We start from the raw sequence: 16,564 nt of genomic DNA, 5'->3' as shown, positions 1-16,564 counted from the left end.
CCGGCGGGGCGGGCGATTTCTCGGCCAGGATTCGGTCAGCAGGTGGAGTTGGTCTGGGTGAGCAGGCCCATGCGCCAGGGCAGGCGGAGGTAGTCTCCGCCGGCGCTGGGGTCCATGCCCTGGTAGACGTACTGCATCCGGCACGGGTTGATGGTCAGGGTCTGGTCGTTGGAGGCGCGGACGAGTTCCCCGTGGCTGATGTCCTGGGTCCAGGCGCCGCCGGGGAAGGTGACGTTGGCGCGGCCGGCGAAGGGTTCGTTCTCCGTGGCGGCCAGGGGTGTCCAGGTGCCGGTGAGACTGGTGGAGGTGTAGGAGCGGAAGTAGCGCCGGCCGGTGGAGCCGATGGACTCCTGGATGAGCAGGTACTGGTTCTGGCCCGCGACCTTGTAGACGTTGGTCGCCTCGAAGAGGTTGAACTTGGTGTCCGACAGCACTATTCGCGTGTTCCCGAAGCCGTTCGGGAAGTTCGCCAGGCTGGTCTGGGCGCGGTAGATGTGGCCGTTGTCGTCGCTGAAGAACAGGTGGCAGTCGGCCGTGTCGCAGATGACCCAGAAGTCGATCCAGGTGCCGTCGCCCTTGTTCTGGGTGACGATGGGCGGCTCCTGGGAGATGAAGGTGCGCGGCGCGGACCAGGAGCGCGGGTCTGCCGGGTTGGTGCTGGTCGAGTAGGTGGGCGGACCGGTCTGGTAGACCATGTACCACAGGTTCTGCGGCGCGAAGTAGAACACCTGCGGGGCGGCCCGGTAGCCGGGGCCGATGGCCGAGGCGGTGTCGAGGTAGGTGTGCGGCGCGGCGGCGGCCTGGGACCAGTCGGAGAAGTTGAACTGGACCAGGCCCCAGCCGGAGGGGCTGGCGGTCGTCGCGTACGTCAGCCACTGGTTGTTGTGCCGCACCACGGAGAAGTCCTTGATCGCCAGCGCCTGCGGGTGCTGGGCGTCGGGCTTGGGGCCGGCCAGGACGCCACTGGACGACCAGCGGAACGTCGACGGCAGTGAACCGCTGCCGGAACCGCTGCCGACGCGGACCAGCCGCCACTGCTGGTTGGCCCCGCCCCAGTCGGCGTACTGCACGATCTTGGCGCCGTCCGCGGTGGAGGCGCCCTGCACCTCGACGGCCTTGCCGCTGTTGCGGTTGACCAGCCGGACGTGACCGTCCGGTGAATCGGCCAGCCGGAACTGCTGGTTGGTGCCGTTGAGATCACTCCACTGCACGATGTCCGCTCCGTCGGCGGTGGAGTAGTTGTAGACGTCCAGTACCTTGCCGGAGTGCTGCGCCTTGAGCCGGTAGTAGCCGCCGCCCGAGTCGACGAACTGGAACTTCTGGTGGGCGCTGTCGGTGCGGGTCCACTGCTGGACGGCCGCGCCGTTGCCGGTGTCCGCGCCCGAGACGTCGAGTGCCTTGCCGCTGTCCCGGTTGACCAGCACGTACCACGCGTTGGGATCCACGGTGGCCGCCTGCGCCGTCCCGGCGGCACCGAGCGCGGACAAGAGCGCCGCCAGCAGAGCGGTCACCGCGGAGAGCACCGCTGTTCGTCTGCCGTGTCTCCACCCTCGTGCGTATGTCATGGGCATGCCAGTCATGGACTCTCCCTCGCTGAGTGCTGTGTGAGCGGTCGGGCGACAGGCCCGTGGTGCGGAGCCGACCCGTGGACGCTGTCGGGGGCGCTCCTCTTGAACGAGATATCGAACGATGGTCGAAAGGCGGGGGATGCGAGGCCCAGGGTGATCACGTGCACCACGGCCGCGATGTCGTGGGCCGGTCCCGGTATGGCGGGACCGGCCCATCCCCCGGCTGAGGTCAGCGGTTGAATGTCAGGCGGGGCGACGCGTTGCGGGCCAGCGTGTGGGCCTGCTGGGGCCACCAGGTACCGGCCGGCGGGTCGACGACGCCGTACTCGGGGTCGATCGTCCCGCCGGTGTTGCGTGTGCAGCTGCCGTCGGACTCACCGGGAATCTTGATCCACAGGTAGGCGTCGACGAGGGGGACGCCGGTGCCGGCGGTGGGGCGCGGGCCGAGACCACGGCCGGGCGCGTTGCACCAGGCCTCCGGATCCCCGCTGTACTTGCCCGGCTCCGGGGTCCAGGCGCCCAGACCGTTGCGGCTGGTGTCGATCACGAAGTGATGCAGCGCCTCGGCCGGCGGGGTGCCCACGTTCTGGTCGAACCAGGCGTCGGTCCACCGCCAGGTGGCGGGGTCGGCGGAGGAGACAGCGTTGCCGGGGGCGCCGTCGTTGGGAGCGGCGGACGAGTAGTACTGGCCGGCGCACCGCTCGGCGTGACCGCGCGCCTCCTCAGGCCCCCGGGTGGCGAACCACATGCACTTCGCCACCCAGGTGCCGTACCTGGTGTTGTGGTCGGTGGGGTGGGTGTTGGACACGTTCAGGGCGAAGCCGTCGCCGTACCGGATCCCGGCGTCCAGCAGCCGCCGCGCCATCTCGCCGACGGGGCGCCACTGGACGTTCCCCGCGTCCAGGTAGACCGCCGTGCGGGGCTGGGCCTTCAGGGTCCTGACGGCGTATGCGAGGTCGGCGATCCGGGCGGCCGTGAGTTCACCGCCCGGATCCACGGCGGGCCCGCAGTCCCTGGGGAGGAGGGCCGTGCCGTCCGGTTCGACGACGACCACCGCCTTGCCCTTCCCGATGCCGGCGGCGAAGGCGTCGATCCACTGCCGGTAGGCGGCGGAGGACGCGGCTCCGCCGCTGGAGTACTGCGTGCAGTCCCGGCCCGGGACGTTGTAGGCGACCAGGACGGGCGTGCGGTTGACGGCCCCGGCCCGCTGGACGAGCCTGCTCACCTTGGAGCGCACCTCGCCGGGCGTGCCCTCGGTGAACCACGCGGCCTGCGGCCAGCTCGCGAGCTTGGCCATGCGCGTGGCGTTCTCTGTGTCGCCGTTCCCGAGGTCCACGAGAGCCTGCTTCGCGGCCTTGCTGTGCGGATCCACGTAGAACTTCGTGGCCGGGGTGATCACGTCCTGCGTGGGTGTGGCCTGTGCCTGCGTCGCGGTGACAGCGACGCAGGCGGTGAGGGCCGCGACGAGGGCGGCCGCGCGGCGCCGTAGGCTGCGTGAACTCATGGGTGCTTCCTGGTCGAAGAGAGGGGCGAGGGAGCCCCGCCGCCCCGGCGGACTGCCGGTCGCCCGGGCGGGCGGCTAAGCCCTGGGTCAGTAGCCGTAGATCATCTTGTAGGCGACCTCGGGGAGGAACTGTCCGGCCGTGGAGCCGGCTCCGACGCCGCAGTTGCCGTCCGACTCGCCCGGGGTCTTGATCCACAGCAGCATCTCGGCGCCTCCGCCCGTCTGGGTGGGCGTGCCGATGCGGCGGCCCGAGGGGTTGCACCACTGCCCGTTGGAGCCGTTGCCGTTGCGGCTGGTGTCCACGACGAACGGCTTGGTGTAGCCGTAGCGGGCGCCGAGTTCCCTGTTGACGGCGTTGCCGTAGGCGGTGTTCTCGGCGGTGGTGAAGTAGTTGGAGACGTTGAGCGAGAAGCCGTGAGCCTGGCGGAGGCCGGCTTCGTGGAGGCGCCGGGCCATGGTCGCCGCGTCGGCCCAGCCGGGGTTTCCGGCGTCCATGTAGACCCAGGTGTTGGGGGCCTGGCGGTTGAACTGGGCGAGGGCGCCCGCGAGCATGCTCTCGCGTTCGTCGATCTGCGCCTGGTTCATACAGCCGTAGTCCCCGAGGGAGTCCGGTTCGAGGATGACGAGGGCCGGGCGGTTGGCGATCCCGCCGGCGAACTGGGCGATCCAGTCGGCGTAGGCGGACGGCGAAGCGGCCCCGCCCGCGGAGTGCCCGCCGCAGTAGTCGCGGTGGTAGATGTTGTAGGCGACGAGGATGGGCAGCTTGTCCCGGCTGTCCGCCGCCCCGACGTAGGCACCCGTGGCGGTGCCGATGGTGCCGCTCCAGGAGCCGAACCAGCGGGCCATCGGCGTGTTGGCGATGGAGGCGTTGATCGCGGCGGCCCGGCCGTCGCCGGGGTTGGCGGCCGCCCACCTCTTCGCGCTGGAGTCGGGGTCCACGTAGAACCCACTGGTCATGGTGGTCGGGTCGGCCGCGTGGGCGGACGGTGCGACGGCGAGCGCCAGCGGCAGAGCGAAGAGCGCTGCGGTCAGGGCGCGGAGTCTGCGGCGCATGACTGAACCTCGTTTTCCTGGCAGGGATGCGTCGCACGCTCTCGGCCCGAGCATGCGACGCGCTGAGGAAGTGCGGGGGTACGGCTCTTTCTGGGAGCGTTCCCACTGGAAGCGCTCCCAACGGCGCGGCACAACCGTTGGGGTGTGGTCGGTATGGTGTGACGGGGCAGTTGAGCTGTCAAGGGTTAACGCGAGCCGCCTTCGCGTCTTCAGCGTGCAAGGGGAGTGCGGGACTCCTGAGACTGGAAGCGCTCCCAGTCCTCCGGCCCTGAGCGCTCCCGGCCGTCGCCCGGTCGTCCACCAGCGGGTGGCAGCGGCGTGGGCCGAGGTGAGACGCTGCCCGTCCGGTCGCGAGGGAAGGGCTCATGGTTCATGGCAGAAGATGCGCCGCGTCGGCGGCCGACGCTCGACGAGGTGGCCGAACGCGCCGGTGTCTCCCGCTCCGTGGCCTCCCGCGCCCTCAACAACGCTCCGCATGTCAGCCGCGCCAAGCGCGAGGCGGTCGAACGGGCCGTCCGGCAACTCGGTTACGTACCCAATCCGACCGCCCGGGCTCTGGCCACTCGTCAGTCAGGAGCGGCCGCCCTGGTCGTCTCGGGAGAGGATCCGTCCATCTTCGCCGATCCGTTCTTCGCCCAGGTGATCGTGGGGGCGTCGGCCGCCCTGGAGGAGGCCGACCTGCATCTGATGCTGTGCCTGGCCGCTTCCGACCGGGGCCGTAAGAGGGTCGGGGAGCTGATTCGGTCCAAGGGCGCGGACGGCGTCATGCTGATGGCCGTGCGCGAGGACGATCCGCTGGCACCGCTGGCCGAGGAGGCGCAGATGCCCGTCGTGTTCGGCGGGCGCCCGGTTGGTCCGGTCCCCCGCTGGTACGTGGACGTCGACAACGTCGGCGGAGCGCGCGAGGCGACGGAGCACCTGCTCTCGCGCGGCCGCAGGCGCGTGGCCGCGATCTGCGGGCGGCTGGACACCGAGGCCGGGCGTGCCCGGTACCGCGGCTACCGTGACGCCATGCTGGGGGCCGGTCTGGATCCGTTCCCGCCGCAGGAGGGGGACTTCACCGAACCCAGCGGAGCCGCCGCCATGTCCGTACTGCTGGCGAACCACCCCGATGTGGACGGGGTGTTCGCCGCCAACGACAACATGGCGGCGGGAGCGCTGCGCACGTTGCGGGAGGCCGGCCGGCGGGTGCCCGCCGACGTCGCCGTGGTCGGTTTCGACGACCTGACCGTGGCCCGGATCGCCGATCCGCCGCTCACCACCGTCCATCAGCCCATAGAGGCTTTCGGACGGGAGATGGCGCGCATGCTCGTGGCGCTCGTCAACGGGCAGGACCCCACCCCGCTGATCCTCCCCACCCGTCTGGTCGTCCGCTCCAGCGCCTGACGGCCTAGGGTCTGTCGTTGGATCACGCCGGGCTCGCGGGGTCTGGCACCGCGCCAGGAGTCGCCGCCGCGGATACCCCAGACGGTGATGTCCGTGCGGCGTGTGACGTTCGTGCGGGCGCTGACCGCGTTGGCGTACGCGGTCGGCGACGCCCGGCGGTGTCCGGCTCGGTGATCTGGACGTCGACACCGGGGGCGGCGACGTCAGGGCGTGGACAGCTCGAACCGGGTGACGCGGACGGAGCCGCCGAGTGCCTTGGTGGCGTGGTTGAAGAGGGCGAACCGGTAGCCCATGAAGAACCGCCAGTCGTTGCCCATGGAGAAGGCGGGTCCGAGGCGGGTGAAGGTGGTGCCGTCGGTGCTGTAGGAGAAGGTCCCCGGACGTGCCGCGCCGGGGCGGATGTCCGCGCTCGCGCGCAGCCAGATCCGGCCGCCGGAGACGGTCGCGCTCGCGACCTCGGTGCCCGTGCCGGTGGTGTTCCAGTTGCTGTCCATGGTCAGCCCGCTGACCATCACCACCCGTGTGGCGCCGCCCTCGCGCTTGACGCCGATCCAGGCGGAGGAGTCACGCAGCAGCGCGAGTCCGGCCCGGTCGCCGTCCCGCATCGCGGAGTGGTCGAGCTGGACCGTGGCGGTGGAGGCGGGCCCCTGGATGCGGTGCGTAAGGGTGTTCCGGGCCCAGTAGAGGTCGTTGGTGACGGTCGCGGTCCGCAGGGTCAGGCCGTTGCCGACCGACCACTTGGTGTTGTCCGGGTTGTGGTTCCACTCCCATCTCGGTTTCAGGGTGGTGCCGTCGAAGGTGTCGACGCCGGTCATGGGGGTGACCTGGCGGGGCGGAGGGGGCACGACCGGACTGGGGTACGAGGTGCCCCACGCGCCGTCGACCAGGTTCACGACGGGCCAGCCGTCCGCGGTCCAGGTGACCGGGGCCAGGGCAGGCATCCGGCCACCGGGGTACGCGTCCACGAAGGCCAGGTAGTACCAGGCGCCGCTCTGTGTCTGCACCAGCCCGCCCTGGTGCGGGACGCCGCCGCCGGGGATCGGCCCGCGCAGGTCCAGGAGCACCTGCCGCATCGTGTACGGACCGAAGGGACCGCTCGACGACTTCAGGATGTACTGGCCGTTCGCGGGGCGGGTGAGGAAGATGTAGTACTGCCCGTTGATCTTGTAGAAGCGGGCGCCCTCGAGGGTGCCGACGCTCGACGGTGTCGTGAACACCTGCTGGGTGCGGACCTGGGTGCGGGCGTCGGGCGAGAGCTGGGCCACGCTGATGGTGGTGTTCCCGTATGCCACGTACAGGGAGTCATCGCTGTCGACGAGCAGCCCCGCGTCGTAGTACGGCGTGCCGATCGTCGTGTGCCGGCTCCACGGCCCTTCGACGGCGGCGGCGGTGTAGACGTAGGTTCTGGCGAAGTCGATCTGACCGAGCCAGTAGAAGGTCCTGTTGCTCGGGCGGTAGGCCAGCGACGACGCCCAGATGCCCCGGACGTAGCCGCGGGCACCGTTCAGGTCGTACTTGGCGCCGAAGTCGAGGACGGGCACCGAGTGACCGGCGATCTCCCAGTTCACCAGGTCGTACGAGCGTAAGACGGGCGCGCCCGGCGAGTAGTGCATGGTCGAGGCGGAGGCGTAGTAGGTGCCGCCGACGCGGATGACGTCGATGTCCGCGAAGTCCTGCCAGATGACCGGGTTCGTGTACGTCGCGGCGGCCGCGTGGGCGGGCCCGTGGGGAAGGAAGGCTCCGGCGGCCAGGCCGGTGGTGGCCGCCAGCGCTCGGCGACGGGAGAGATGTTGATGCGCCCATGACATGTTCATGGTGGTGTTCTCCTCGGCTTCGTCGGTGCGGAGCGGCTCCATTGCGTTCGAAATATCGAATATGGATCGACGTGTCGAGCATTCTGGATGATAGGAGGCCGGTGAGCCCCGTCAATACCTGGCGCAGAGTTCGTCTGTCACATCGAAACATTCGAGAAGATCGATGCCGGGTTGCTGCACGTCAACGGCCAGATGGCGCAGATGGGCCGCCCTGCGGCCTCGCCGGACGCTGGGGTGAGCCGCCCCCGTCGGCGGTGTTGACATGGTCGGACGCCTCTCTAGTATCCGTGGGGCGCATGAACTTTCCGAATGGCACCCGAAATTTCGAACGTCTCTCTGTCTCTTTCCGTGTTCGAAGGAGCCTCTGGTGCTCAGACGATCGGGCGGACGACTGCTCCGCCTCCTCGCGGCCGCCGCGCTCACGGCCACCGCGTCCGTGACGGCCTCTGCCCACTCCAGCGCCTCGGCCGCGCCCGGCAGTCCGGCGCTCACCCCACCGCTCGGGTGGAACAGCTGGAACAGCTTCGGGTGCGGGATCACCGAGGCCCAGGTCCGCCAGGCCGCCGACGCGATGGTGTCCTCGGGCATGCGGGACGCCGGCTACCGGTATGTGGTGGTCGACGACTGCTGGTTCGATCCCCAGCGCGACGCGTCCGGCAACCTGCGGGCGCACCCGACCAAGTTCCCGAGCGGGATGAAGGCGCTCGGGGACTACATCCACAGCAAGGGCCTGAAGTTCGGAATCTACCAGGCGCCGGGCGAACGCACCTGCGCGCAGGCCGTGGGCAACTACCCCGGAGCCACGGGCAGCAAGGGCCACGAGGTCCAGGACGCCGCCACGTTCGCCTCGTGGGGTGTCGACTACCTCAAATACGACTGGTGCTCCCCGAGCGGTACCCGTGACGAGCAGGTCGCGCGCTTCACGCTGATGCGCGACGCCCTGCGCGCCACCGGGCGGCCGATCGTCTACAGCATCAACCCCAACAGCCTGCACGCCATCACCGGTGCCACCTACGACTGGGGCGGGGTCGCCGACCTGTGGCGGACGACCGAGGACCTGCTCGACATCTGGCAGAACGGCAACACCAACAGCTACCCGATGGGCGTCGGCAACGTCCTGGACGTCACCGCGCCGCTGGCGGCGCAGTCGGGCCCGGGGCACTGGAACGACCCCGACATGCTCGTCGTCGGCCGCCCCGGGCTGTCGCTGACCGAGTCCCGGTCCCACTTCGCCCTGTGGGCCCTGCTGGGCGCCCCGCTGATGGCCGGCAACGACATCCGCACCATGTCCGCCGACGTGAGCGCGATCCTGCGCAACCCGCGACTGCTGGCGGTGAACCAGGATCCGCTGGGCGCGGGCGGGCGCAGGGTGCGCGACGACGGTGACACCGAGGTGTTCGCCAAACCCCTGTCGGACGGTTCGGTCGCGGTGGGGCTGTTCAACCGGGGAGGCGGCACCGCGACCGTCACCACGACGGCCGCGCAAGTGGGCCTGTCCGGCGGACCGTTCACCCTCACCGACCTGTGGACCGGCGGCACGTCGAGTACATCGGGGCAGATCTCGGCGAGCGTCCCCGCGCATGGCGTGGCCGTGTTCCGGGTCTCCGGCGGCAGCCCGCTGGCCGCCACCACCTCGCGCCTGCGGGGCACCGCGTCCGGCCGCTGCGTGGACGTGGACAACGCCTCCACCGCCGCCGGCGCCACGGTACTGGTCTGGGACTGCCACACGGCCGCGAACCAGTTGTGGACCACCTGGGCCGGCGGCGAGATCCGCGTCTTCGGCGACAAGTGCCTGGACGCCTATGACCGGGGCACCGCCAACGGCACCCGTGTCATCACCTGGCCCTGCAACGGCCAGAACAACCAGAAGTGGACCGTCGGCTCCGACGGGTCGATCCGCAACGTCCACGCCGGGCTGTGCCTCGACGTCAGCGGGGCCGGCACCGCCAACGGAACTCCGCTGATCCTGTGGACGTGCAACGGTCAGGCCAACCAGAAGTGGACCCGGGCCTGAGGACGTGCTGTCCGGGCTTCAGGCGTGCGCGTCCTGAGCGTGGAGGCGGAGCCCTGCCCGGCCGCGGCCGACCGTGACGGCTGCGGCCGGAGGGGAAAGCCGCCGGCAGGGCGGGCGACGGCGACTCCGCTCTGGGACTGCTCGGCGTCAGCTCCTGCGACCTCGCGGTCCTCGATCGCGGTATCCCCGGGCCCTTTGGCGGTCTCCTCGTCACGGTCCGGCTTCCCGGCACGCCGTCGGCGAAAGGCGGCGGCTATCCCTTCCAAGCGGGCGGCCGTGCCCGGGTGGCGTGCCGCGGAGGTCAGGAGGGCCACGCCCGCAGGGCCAGCTCCACCGTTTCCCGGAGTCGCCCGCGGGGCACACCACTCACCGCCTGGACGGCCACCCCGTGAGCGACGGCGAAGACGTAGCGCGCCAGAGCCGCGGGGTCGGTGTCGGCCGGCAGGCCGCCCTCGTCCCGGGCGGCCTGGAACCGCTCCCGGACCCGCTTATCGGCCTGTTCCGCCATTCGACGGGCAGCTTGTGCGCCGCTTCACCGGGCTGACCGGACGCGCCAGGGCGCCCTGCACGTCCGGGACGCGTGCGTGTCATCACCCTGAACGAGAGGCAAGATCCAGAGCACGTCTGCGAGCGGGCTCGCAAGCTGTTGCGAGCGATCGCCGACAGGGGGGCCGAACACAGCTGATCGCTGCGGGCTCAACGTCAGGCTGGCAAGGTTCCTTGTCGTAGAGCCCGTGCGCGGCGTTCCTTCTGTCCCGCGTCCTCGGACTGCTGCGGCCGTCAGCGATAACTGGCCAGACACCTGCCCCCGATCGTGACGGCGGCCAGCACCGCCAGGAGGACGGCTGTGATGCGCAGCCTCCGCTCCAGGGACCTGGCGCGCCTTAGGCGATAGCTCAGCTCCGCCGAGCGATCCCACCGTTGTTGCTCCGCCTCCCAACTGCTCATGCCAGCATTCCGGTGATCGTCCCGGCGGCTACCGCGGTGGCGGTCTGCGCACCCACGGATCCTGCGGCCTGGGCAGCGAGCGAGGCGAGCCTTCGCAGTCGCCCATGCCCCACCCCGCTGGTGGCCTGGATCTCTTCCTCGGCCAGGGCGGCTTCCACGGACAGTTCGCCTGCCTCACGCCGCAACAGCGCGAGCGCCTGCACCAGTTCGGGCGTGGCTTCGACGAACCGCTCCGCCTGGTGGGTGGCCCGGGCATCAGGACCGGCGGCCGCCGCGCCCCCGGTCATCCGTCCGATGGCGATGCCGCCCGGGAGCGGGGGTAGGACGGGGAAGGGCAAGGCGCCCCCGTTGGCGGGCCGACCGATCTGCCTGCCGGAATCCTCGGCCTCCGCGCGCGGCCCTGCCGCGACGGCTCCACCGGTGAGCTCCCCGATGACGAGGCCGCCCGGTGACTCCGCACCCGGCAAAGCCTCGTCGGTGTCCGCGTCGAGGTTTGTGCCCGTGGCCCTGTCCTGCTCGCTCACGTTCCCGCTCACACTGCCTCCCTGCTCTGTGTTCCGGCCGACGTACGCCTCGTCGCGCCTTCAGACACGGGCCCCCGCCCGGCGCGGTGCGCCGACGGTTTTCGCGCGGACGTTGCGGGCTCGGGCGCCTCGCCCGGCCGCCACCGCGCCCCCGCTCATCGTCCCGATGAAAATGCCGCCGTTGCTCACATGGATGACTTGCTGCTCCAGTTGCCCGGTGTCGTAGCCCTTCTCGCGCAGTGTTCGGATTGCCCCGTTCTTGATGCGCTCCACAAGCGCTGCGAGGTAGCGGTTGACGTCCATCTCCAGAATCGGTGACTCCTTGTACGCGGCGGCGAGTTCGCGTACCGAGCCCGAAGCCCCCTGAGACGGAGTGTCCCAGCCGTGCCGGCGCTCCAAACGTCGCCTCAGTGAGACCCTCATGTCCTCAACTGAGCTCGCGAGCGAGAAGATGGCGGTGAGTCCGGAGGCCGGAGCCGTGAGCAGGGCTCGTACCACCGACGACACCGGAAGGTCAGGGCCCTGATCGGCGATCGCGTCGACGAGCTCGAACACCGGCTGCAAAGGATCCATGACGTAGAGGAAGACCTCCAGCGTCAGTGACTTGCCCTGGACGTAGACCCGTACCAAAGCAGTAACGGCGACCTGTTGCTCCCATGCGGAGATCCGGGCCCGCAGGTAGTACCGCCGAGCCTCGCCGCCTTCTTCGACCGCCTCGCGGAGGTGCCTCTCAGCAGCCTCCTGCTCGTGATCGACCAAGGCCCTCGGCGGCCTTGCCGGCAGGTAGACAAGGTCGTCGATCTGCACTTCTTTGAGACGGTCCACCTGCGGGCGGGAGCCGGTGTCCTTGCGGAGTTCCTCCAGCTCGTCCCGAACGACACCCAGCACATCGGCGGCGGTGAGCGGTTCGGGAACGGCGCCCGGCTTGTGCTTCAGGTCTGTCACCATGGGCATGCGTTCCGAAGCGGCCCGGCCCAGACCGGTAAACCCCTGGTCCACGTCGTACAGGACGATCTTCGAGTCCTGTTCCCTTTTGATGGCTTTCCCGACGTCCTGGAGCCATGCGGGCCCTTTCAGCCTCTCCGGATGCCGTTGCCCGAAGGTATTGGCGTGGAACTGATCGCGCATCATGCACTCGATGGTGCGGCGGTGTACCCACACGGGGGTGGCCAGCAGCAAGGGGAATGCCACCGCCACCCAGTGGGCGGGATTCTTCCAGACACCGAGGAATGCTGACGCCCAGTACGCGGCCAGCAGGTATGCGGGGCCGATCACGGTGAACAGGAACCGGGCGGAGTGTCTGGATGCCTGGCCGCTCGCCTCGTACACACTCCTTGTCCGCCCCGAGCTCCTTCCTGCCAACCACAGCAGCAAGGACACGCAGGTGTAGTTGAACACCCAGAAGTTCTCGCCCAGTTTACAATGGAACTCACCCCGGAACCATTCGGAGGGAAGCGGGGAGATGTAGCCGTAGAAGGCCATGCCCGGCTTCACGTCCTCCTTGTCGCAGGTGAAAGGCGCATCGAAGAGAAGTAGATCTGCCAGGGCGAAGAGCACCCACGTCACAGCGACCCAGGCACCTGTTGTCCGCTCAAGTCTTTCGGCCTGCCTTGCGTGGGCCAGTACCGCGAAGACGTCAACACCGGCTGTCGGCGCAAGTGCTTTTTCGTCGTGTTTGACGAGTAGGTTCACGACCTGGCGCCGGAAGCGAGCGGAGAGATAGGTCCCTGCGCAGAGGAGGCGGGTGGTCTCGGTATCGGAGCATCGGCCGGGGGAGCGATCCGGCTCGCCGAGAGGACGCGGGGCGGAAGGTAATTGGTCAGGAACCACCAAGGTGACGCGCTCCCTGTCTGAGGACAAGTCGACTTGTGGGTAGCCGAAGACTGCCAACAATAGGTTACGCGTGCCGTACAAAGGTGCCCGATTCACTGATCCTTCGCCAACCTCACGTGAGCCCGCGGTGATCGGCTGTGTTCGGCCCTCCTGTCGGCGATCGCTCGGAAAAGCTTGCGGGCCGCTCGAAAAGGTGCTCGACCGCTGTGATGCCCGGCTTGTCACCGTCGGCGCCGCGGGCTGGTGAGGACACGGCCTCAGGTATCACCGGTTCCGAGGGCCGCCCATACGGCGTCGGGGCGCAGCGGCAGGGTGGTGAAGCGGACGCCGGCGGCGTCGCGCACGGCGTTGGCGAGGGCCGCGGCCACGGAGTTGAACGGCAGTTCACTCATCGGTTTGGGCATCGCGGGCTCGTCCTGGTCGCGGGGGCGGAGGAGGTGAACCTCGGTCGGCGGCACCTCGCCGAAGTGAGGGACGAGGTAGGTCCGGAGGCCGGTGGTGGTGATGCGGCCCTCCGCGTCGGTGGGCAGTTCCTCCCGGAGCGCGGTGCCGACCCCTTGGACGACGGCTCCCTCGATCTGCCCGCGGCACTGGGCGGCGTCCATCACGGTGCCGGCGTCGGCCACGTGCACGCTGTCGAGGATGCGTACCAAGCCCGTGTCGGGGGCGACTTCGACACGGAACCACTGCGCGCTGAACGCCAGGCACGGCACCGCGTCGTCCGCGGAGACGGTGGCGACGGCGCGGAGCCGGGTGCCCGCCGGGTGCCCGCCGGTGTGTGCCGAGGGGAGCGGGGGGAGAGGCGGCTCGCCGCGGCAGGCCGTGTCCGCGCTCGTCCGGCCGGAGCCGGCAGTGGGCCGGCCAGAGGCCGGCGTCGGGTCGTCCCGCTGCCTGGCCAGTGCCCGGCACGCCTGGGCGACGGCCTGGCCGGTCAGCACGATGCCGGTGGAACCGAAGCCGCCGCTGTGGTGGTCGAGCAGCTCGGTGTCGGCACCGGTCAGGTGGACACGGTCCGGTGCGGTGCGCAGGGCCTGGGCGGCGATGCGGCGCAGAACCGTCGCGGTGCCGCTGCCGAACTCCGGGACCGCCGTGGTCAGCTCGTAGTGCCCGTCGGCCCGCAGCGTGACCGCCGCTTGGGCGATGTGCCCGTCCGCGGGAACGGTGTACAGGGTGGCGACGGCGAGACCCTCCCCGATGAGGCGGCGTGGCCCGCTGTGCTCGGGGCGGGTGCGCAGGCGGCGGGCACGGGCCCGGCCGAGGGTTTCCAGGCAGCGGCCGAGGCCGGTGTCCATGACCGGGTGCCGGCCGGCCGTGCCGGGGAACGCCGCCTGTTCGCCGGGGCGGAGGTAGGCCCGTTCCCGGATGGTCAGGGGGTCGAGGCGCAGGCGGTGGGCGAGTTCGTCGAGGGCGGATTCGACGGCGAAGGTGAGCTGGCCGGCGCCGTAGCCGCGGAAGGCTCCCGCGGGCACGTTGTGGGTGCGCACGCAGTAGCCGTCCACGGTCACGTTCGGGCAGCGGTAGTGGGCGAAGGCCTCGGTGCAGGCGACCTGGAGGACGGACGGCCCGTGGTTGCCGTAGGCGCCGGTGTCGCAGACGATGCGCAGCTTGATCGCGGTGAGGGTGCCGTCGCGGCGTGCGCCGAGCGTGACGCGGACGTGGAAGGGGTGGCGGGTGGTGGTGGCGGTCAGTTCCTCGGTGCGGGTGTTCTCCAGCTGTACGGCGCTCCCGGTGCGCAGGGCGGCGAGCAACGCTATGTCCTCGGTCTGCACGTCCTGTCCCCGCCCGAAGGAACCCCCGAGGCGTCCGGCGGTGGCGCGCAGGCGGCCCGGGTCGAGTCCGAAGACCTCGCACAGACGCCGGCGGACCAGATGCGGGGCCTGGGTGGCGCAGCGCAGGTGGAGGCGGCCGTCCGGCTCGGCCCATGCCCGGCTGGCGTGGCATTCCATGGCGGTGTGCTGCACCCGCTGCGTGCGGAAGGTGTCTTCATGGACGATGTCGGCCTCGGCCAGACCCCGTCCGGTGTCTCCGACGGTCCCGTGGAACTCGCCGGCGACGTTGCCGAGCTCGTGTACCCGGACCGCGTCCGGGCGCAGGGCCTGCTCGGGATCGGTCACGGCGGGCAGCACCCGGTAGGTGACGCGGACCAGCCGGGACGCCCGCGCGGCGGTGGCGGGGCTGTCGGCGACGACGGCGGCGACGCGCTGTCCGGCATGGCGTACGACGTCGTCCAGGACACGGGTGTCGGCGGGGTCGTCGTCGGTGTTCTCGTGCAGGGCGGTGGAGAAACGGGTGCGGGGCGCGTCGCGGTGGGTGAGCACGGCGCGGACACCGGGTACGGCCCGTGCGGCGGCGGTGTCGATGTCCAGGACTCGGGCGTGCCGGTGCGGGGAGTGCACGAGCGCGACGTGCAGCAGACCGGCCGGCTCGGGATGGTCCAGGCAGAACCGCGCCGCGCCGGTGACGACGGAGGGGGCGGCGGGGTCCGCTGGGACCGGCGGAGGTGCGGGCGAATCCCCGTGACGGGTGTGTGCGGCCCGCACCGCCTCGCCGATGGGCCGGTAACCGGTGCACCGGCACAAGTTGCCCTTCAGCGACTGCGACAGGTCGGCCAGCTGCTCCGGGGACAGTGCGGCGGCGGTCATGACGAATCCCGGTGTGCAGTAGCCGCACTGGTACGCCCTCGCCCGGGCGAACGCCTCCTGCACAGGGTGCGGCCGGCCGCCGTCGCCGGCCAGGCCCCCGGCGGTGGTGACGGTGCGTCCGTCGGCGCGGTGGGCCGGGTAGAGGCAGCTGTGCACGGCCAGTCCGTCCACGTGCACGGTGCAGGCTCCGCAGTCGCCCGTATCGCAGCCCTTCTTCACCCCGGTACAGCCCCGCTCGCGCAGATAGGTGCGCAGGCACTGCCCCGGCCGCGGTGGCTCGTGACCTTCCTGTCCATCGATGCGCACGGCGAAGGACATGGGGCTACCGCTCCTCTGCCAGCTCGCGCCGGACCTCTTGTGCCAGGTGCTCGGCCAGGTGCCGGCGCCAGTCCGCCCGACCTTGGGCATCCTCGAACAGCAGGTCGGATGTGAGCGCCTCCCGTAGCGCACGCCGCAGTTCGCCGGCGGACGGCACGCGGCTGAAGGAGACGGTGACCGGTCGCGTGGTGGCCGCCGTGACGGTGACGGCCAGCCGCCCGGCCACCGGATCGCGCGTACCGGTCACCAGGGCGGCCGACTTGCCCCACGGATGGGTACTCACCCTGCGCACCGTGCTGGGCCGCGCCATGCGGCGGCGGGCAGTTCGACCGCGCGCAGCAGCTCGCCGGGACGCAGCACCGTGACGCCGGCACCGGTCACGAACTCCGCCGCGGGAACCGTGCGTTCCCGTCCGTCGAGTCCCCGCACCCGGCATGTCCCGCGCAGCGCCACGGCCAGCGAGATCATCGGACCGGCCGGCAGAGCCGTGCACAGGTTTCCGCCCACGGTCGCGGTGTTCCACACCTTGAAGGAGGAGGAGAACGCCCGGCAGCAGCGGGCGACCAGGGCCCGGCCCGTCGGCCAGGGCCCGTCCGGCGCCTCGGCGAACGACAGCAGCTCGGCGATGGTGCACGTGGCCGCCACCTCGACGCCCTCCTCGGTCACCGTCAACGGCTGCCAGCCCCAGGTGCACAGATCGCGTAGCCGCCGCAGATGCGGCCCGGGCTCGGCGAACAGCGCCGTGCCGCCCGCCAGCCAAGCGTCCCCCGGGCGCCATGGCAGGAAGCTGCGGCCGTCGACGACCTCCCGCACGCTCGTCAGGTCCACCGTGGTCTGCTCCCCGCAAGGCATCCGGCCGGTACCGGCCGTCGGCACTAGGTTTCCCTTCGCGCGGTGGGAGCACATGGGCCCGATCGGGTGAGGCGGGTCTCGGGCACGGCGCCGGAGCGGTCACATGGT

The 16,564-nt window shown here is 70.7% G+C and carries 12 protein-coding genes and 2 pseudogenes; 3 read left to right on the top strand and 11 right to left on the bottom strand.

Annotation, left to right across the window (positions count from 1 at the left end; genetic code table 11):
- Window positions 1-35: 35 nt before the first annotated feature.
- The 3 genes from AB0L74_RS21495 to AB0L74_RS21485 all read right to left on the bottom strand — a co-directional run bounded on the left by AB0L74_RS21495 (window position 36) and on the right by AB0L74_RS21485 (window position 4,125).
- The gene (locus AB0L74_RS21495) at window positions 36-1,571 is read right to left on the bottom strand and encodes a non-reducing end alpha-L-arabinofuranosidase family hydrolase (RefSeq protein WP_365654574.1); all 1,536 of its coding nucleotides are present in this window, start codon (window positions 1,569-1,571) and stop codon (window positions 36-38) included.
- A 226-nt stretch (window positions 1,572-1,797) separates the two neighbouring features.
- Window positions 1,798-3,072, bottom strand: coding sequence for a glycoside hydrolase family 6 protein (locus AB0L74_RS21490; protein ID WP_365654507.1), 1,275 nt, complete (start codon window positions 3,070-3,072; stop codon window positions 1,798-1,800).
- Window positions 3,073-3,159: 87 nt separating this feature from the next.
- On the bottom strand, window positions 3,160-4,125 hold the full coding sequence (locus tag AB0L74_RS21485) for a glycoside hydrolase family 6 protein (RefSeq protein WP_365654505.1): 966 nt from the start codon (window positions 4,123-4,125) through the stop codon (window positions 3,160-3,162).
- 372 nt (window positions 4,126-4,497) lie between these two features.
- On the opposite strand from AB0L74_RS21485, the gene AB0L74_RS21480 reads away from it, so the two are divergent.
- Window positions 4,498-5,511: a LacI family DNA-binding transcriptional regulator gene (locus AB0L74_RS21480; RefSeq protein WP_365654502.1), complete on the top strand. Its 1,014-nt coding sequence runs from the start codon at window positions 4,498-4,500 to the stop codon at window positions 5,509-5,511.
- 50 nt (window positions 5,512-5,561) lie between these two features.
- Here AB0L74_RS21480 and AB0L74_RS21475 read toward each other — a convergent pair.
- Both AB0L74_RS21475 and AB0L74_RS21470 read right to left on the bottom strand, forming a co-directional pair.
- Window positions 5,562-5,716, bottom strand: a pseudogene (locus AB0L74_RS21475) (endo-1,4-beta-xylanase); the annotation flags it as partial.
- Complete coding sequence (locus AB0L74_RS21470; RefSeq protein WP_365654571.1) at window positions 5,715-7,325, bottom strand: glycoside hydrolase 43 family protein; 1,611 nt, start codon at window positions 7,323-7,325, stop codon at window positions 5,715-5,717. The pseudogene AB0L74_RS21475 and the gene AB0L74_RS21470, both read right to left, overlap by 2 nt.
- Before the next feature lie 367 nt (window positions 7,326-7,692).
- Between AB0L74_RS21470 and AB0L74_RS21465 the strand changes: the two genes are divergently transcribed.
- Both AB0L74_RS21465 and AB0L74_RS21460 read left to right on the top strand, forming a co-directional pair.
- Window positions 7,693-9,339 carry an RICIN domain-containing protein gene (locus tag AB0L74_RS21465; RefSeq protein ID WP_365654499.1) on the top strand — a complete coding sequence of 549 codons (1,647 nt, stop codon included), beginning with the start codon at window positions 7,693-7,695 and terminating at the stop codon, window positions 9,337-9,339.
- 24 nt (window positions 9,340-9,363) lie between these two features.
- Window positions 9,364-9,539 (top strand): annotated as a pseudogene (locus tag AB0L74_RS21460) (response regulator transcription factor); the annotation flags it as partial.
- A gap of 101 nt (window positions 9,540-9,640) precedes the next feature.
- On the opposite strand, the gene AB0L74_RS21455 reads toward AB0L74_RS21460, so the two are convergent.
- The 6 genes from AB0L74_RS21455 to AB0L74_RS21430 all read right to left on the bottom strand — a co-directional run bounded on the left by AB0L74_RS21455 (window position 9,641) and on the right by AB0L74_RS21430 (window position 16,432).
- Window positions 9,641-9,847 carry a hypothetical protein gene (locus tag AB0L74_RS21455; RefSeq protein WP_365654580.1) on the bottom strand — a complete coding sequence of 69 codons (207 nt, stop codon included), beginning with the start codon at window positions 9,845-9,847 and terminating at the stop codon, window positions 9,641-9,643.
- Between the two features lie 436 nt (window positions 9,848-10,283).
- A complete protein-coding gene (locus AB0L74_RS21450; RefSeq protein WP_365654496.1) occupies window positions 10,284-10,811 on the bottom strand; it encodes a hypothetical protein in 528 nt (175 codons plus the stop codon).
- A 60-nt stretch (window positions 10,812-10,871) separates the two neighbouring features.
- The gene (locus AB0L74_RS21445; RefSeq protein ID WP_365654493.1) at window positions 10,872-12,503 is read right to left on the bottom strand and encodes a hypothetical protein; all 1,632 of its coding nucleotides are present in this window, start codon (window positions 12,501-12,503) and stop codon (window positions 10,872-10,874) included.
- A gap of 398 nt (window positions 12,504-12,901) precedes the next feature.
- On the bottom strand, window positions 12,902-15,604 hold the full coding sequence (locus AB0L74_RS21440) for a molybdopterin-dependent oxidoreductase (RefSeq protein ID WP_365654491.1): 2,703 nt from the start codon (window positions 15,602-15,604) through the stop codon (window positions 12,902-12,904).
- A 4-nt stretch (window positions 15,605-15,608) separates the two neighbouring features.
- A complete protein-coding gene (locus tag AB0L74_RS21435) occupies window positions 15,609-15,887 on the bottom strand; it encodes a hypothetical protein (RefSeq protein WP_365654488.1) in 279 nt (92 codons plus the stop codon).
- Window positions 15,884-16,432 carry an FAD binding domain-containing protein gene (locus AB0L74_RS21430; RefSeq protein WP_365654485.1) on the bottom strand — a complete coding sequence of 183 codons (549 nt, stop codon included), beginning with the start codon at window positions 16,430-16,432 and terminating at the stop codon, window positions 15,884-15,886. Before AB0L74_RS21430 ends, AB0L74_RS21435 begins: the two co-directional genes overlap by 4 nt.
- Between the last annotated feature and the right edge of the window lie 132 nt (window positions 16,433-16,564).

It is taken from the genome of Streptomyces sp. NPDC052020 (genome assembly GCF_040680575.1).
Lineage (GTDB): Bacteria > Actinomycetota > Actinomycetes > Streptomycetales > Streptomycetaceae > Streptomyces.
This window is presented reverse-complemented; position numbering and strand designations above follow the sequence as displayed.

What these genes read in the sequence shown, in the direction of transcription:
- AB0L74_RS21440 (WP_365654491.1), bottom strand. Translation starts at nt 15,604, where the DNA reads ATGTCCTTCGCCGTGCGCATCGATGGACAGGAAGGTCACGAGCCACCG.
- AB0L74_RS21495 (WP_365654574.1), bottom strand. Translation starts at nt 1,571, where the DNA reads ATGCCCATGACATACGCACGAGGGTGGAGACACGGCAGACGAACAGCG.
- AB0L74_RS21455 (WP_365654580.1), bottom strand. Translation starts at nt 9,847, where the DNA reads ATGGCGGAACAGGCCGATAAGCGGGTCCGGGAGCGGTTCCAGGCCGCC.
- AB0L74_RS21485 (WP_365654505.1), bottom strand. Translation starts at nt 4,125, where the DNA reads ATGCGCCGCAGACTCCGCGCCCTGACCGCAGCGCTCTTCGCTCTGCCG.
- AB0L74_RS21490 (WP_365654507.1), bottom strand. Translation starts at nt 3,072, where the DNA reads ATGAGTTCACGCAGCCTACGGCGCCGCGCGGCCGCCCTCGTCGCGGCC.
- AB0L74_RS21480 (WP_365654502.1), top strand. Translation starts at nt 4,498, where the DNA reads ATGGCAGAAGATGCGCCGCGTCGGCGGCCGACGCTCGACGAGGTGGCC.
- AB0L74_RS21470 (WP_365654571.1), bottom strand. Translation starts at nt 7,325, where the DNA reads ATGAACATGTCATGGGCGCATCAACATCTCTCCCGTCGCCGAGCGCTG.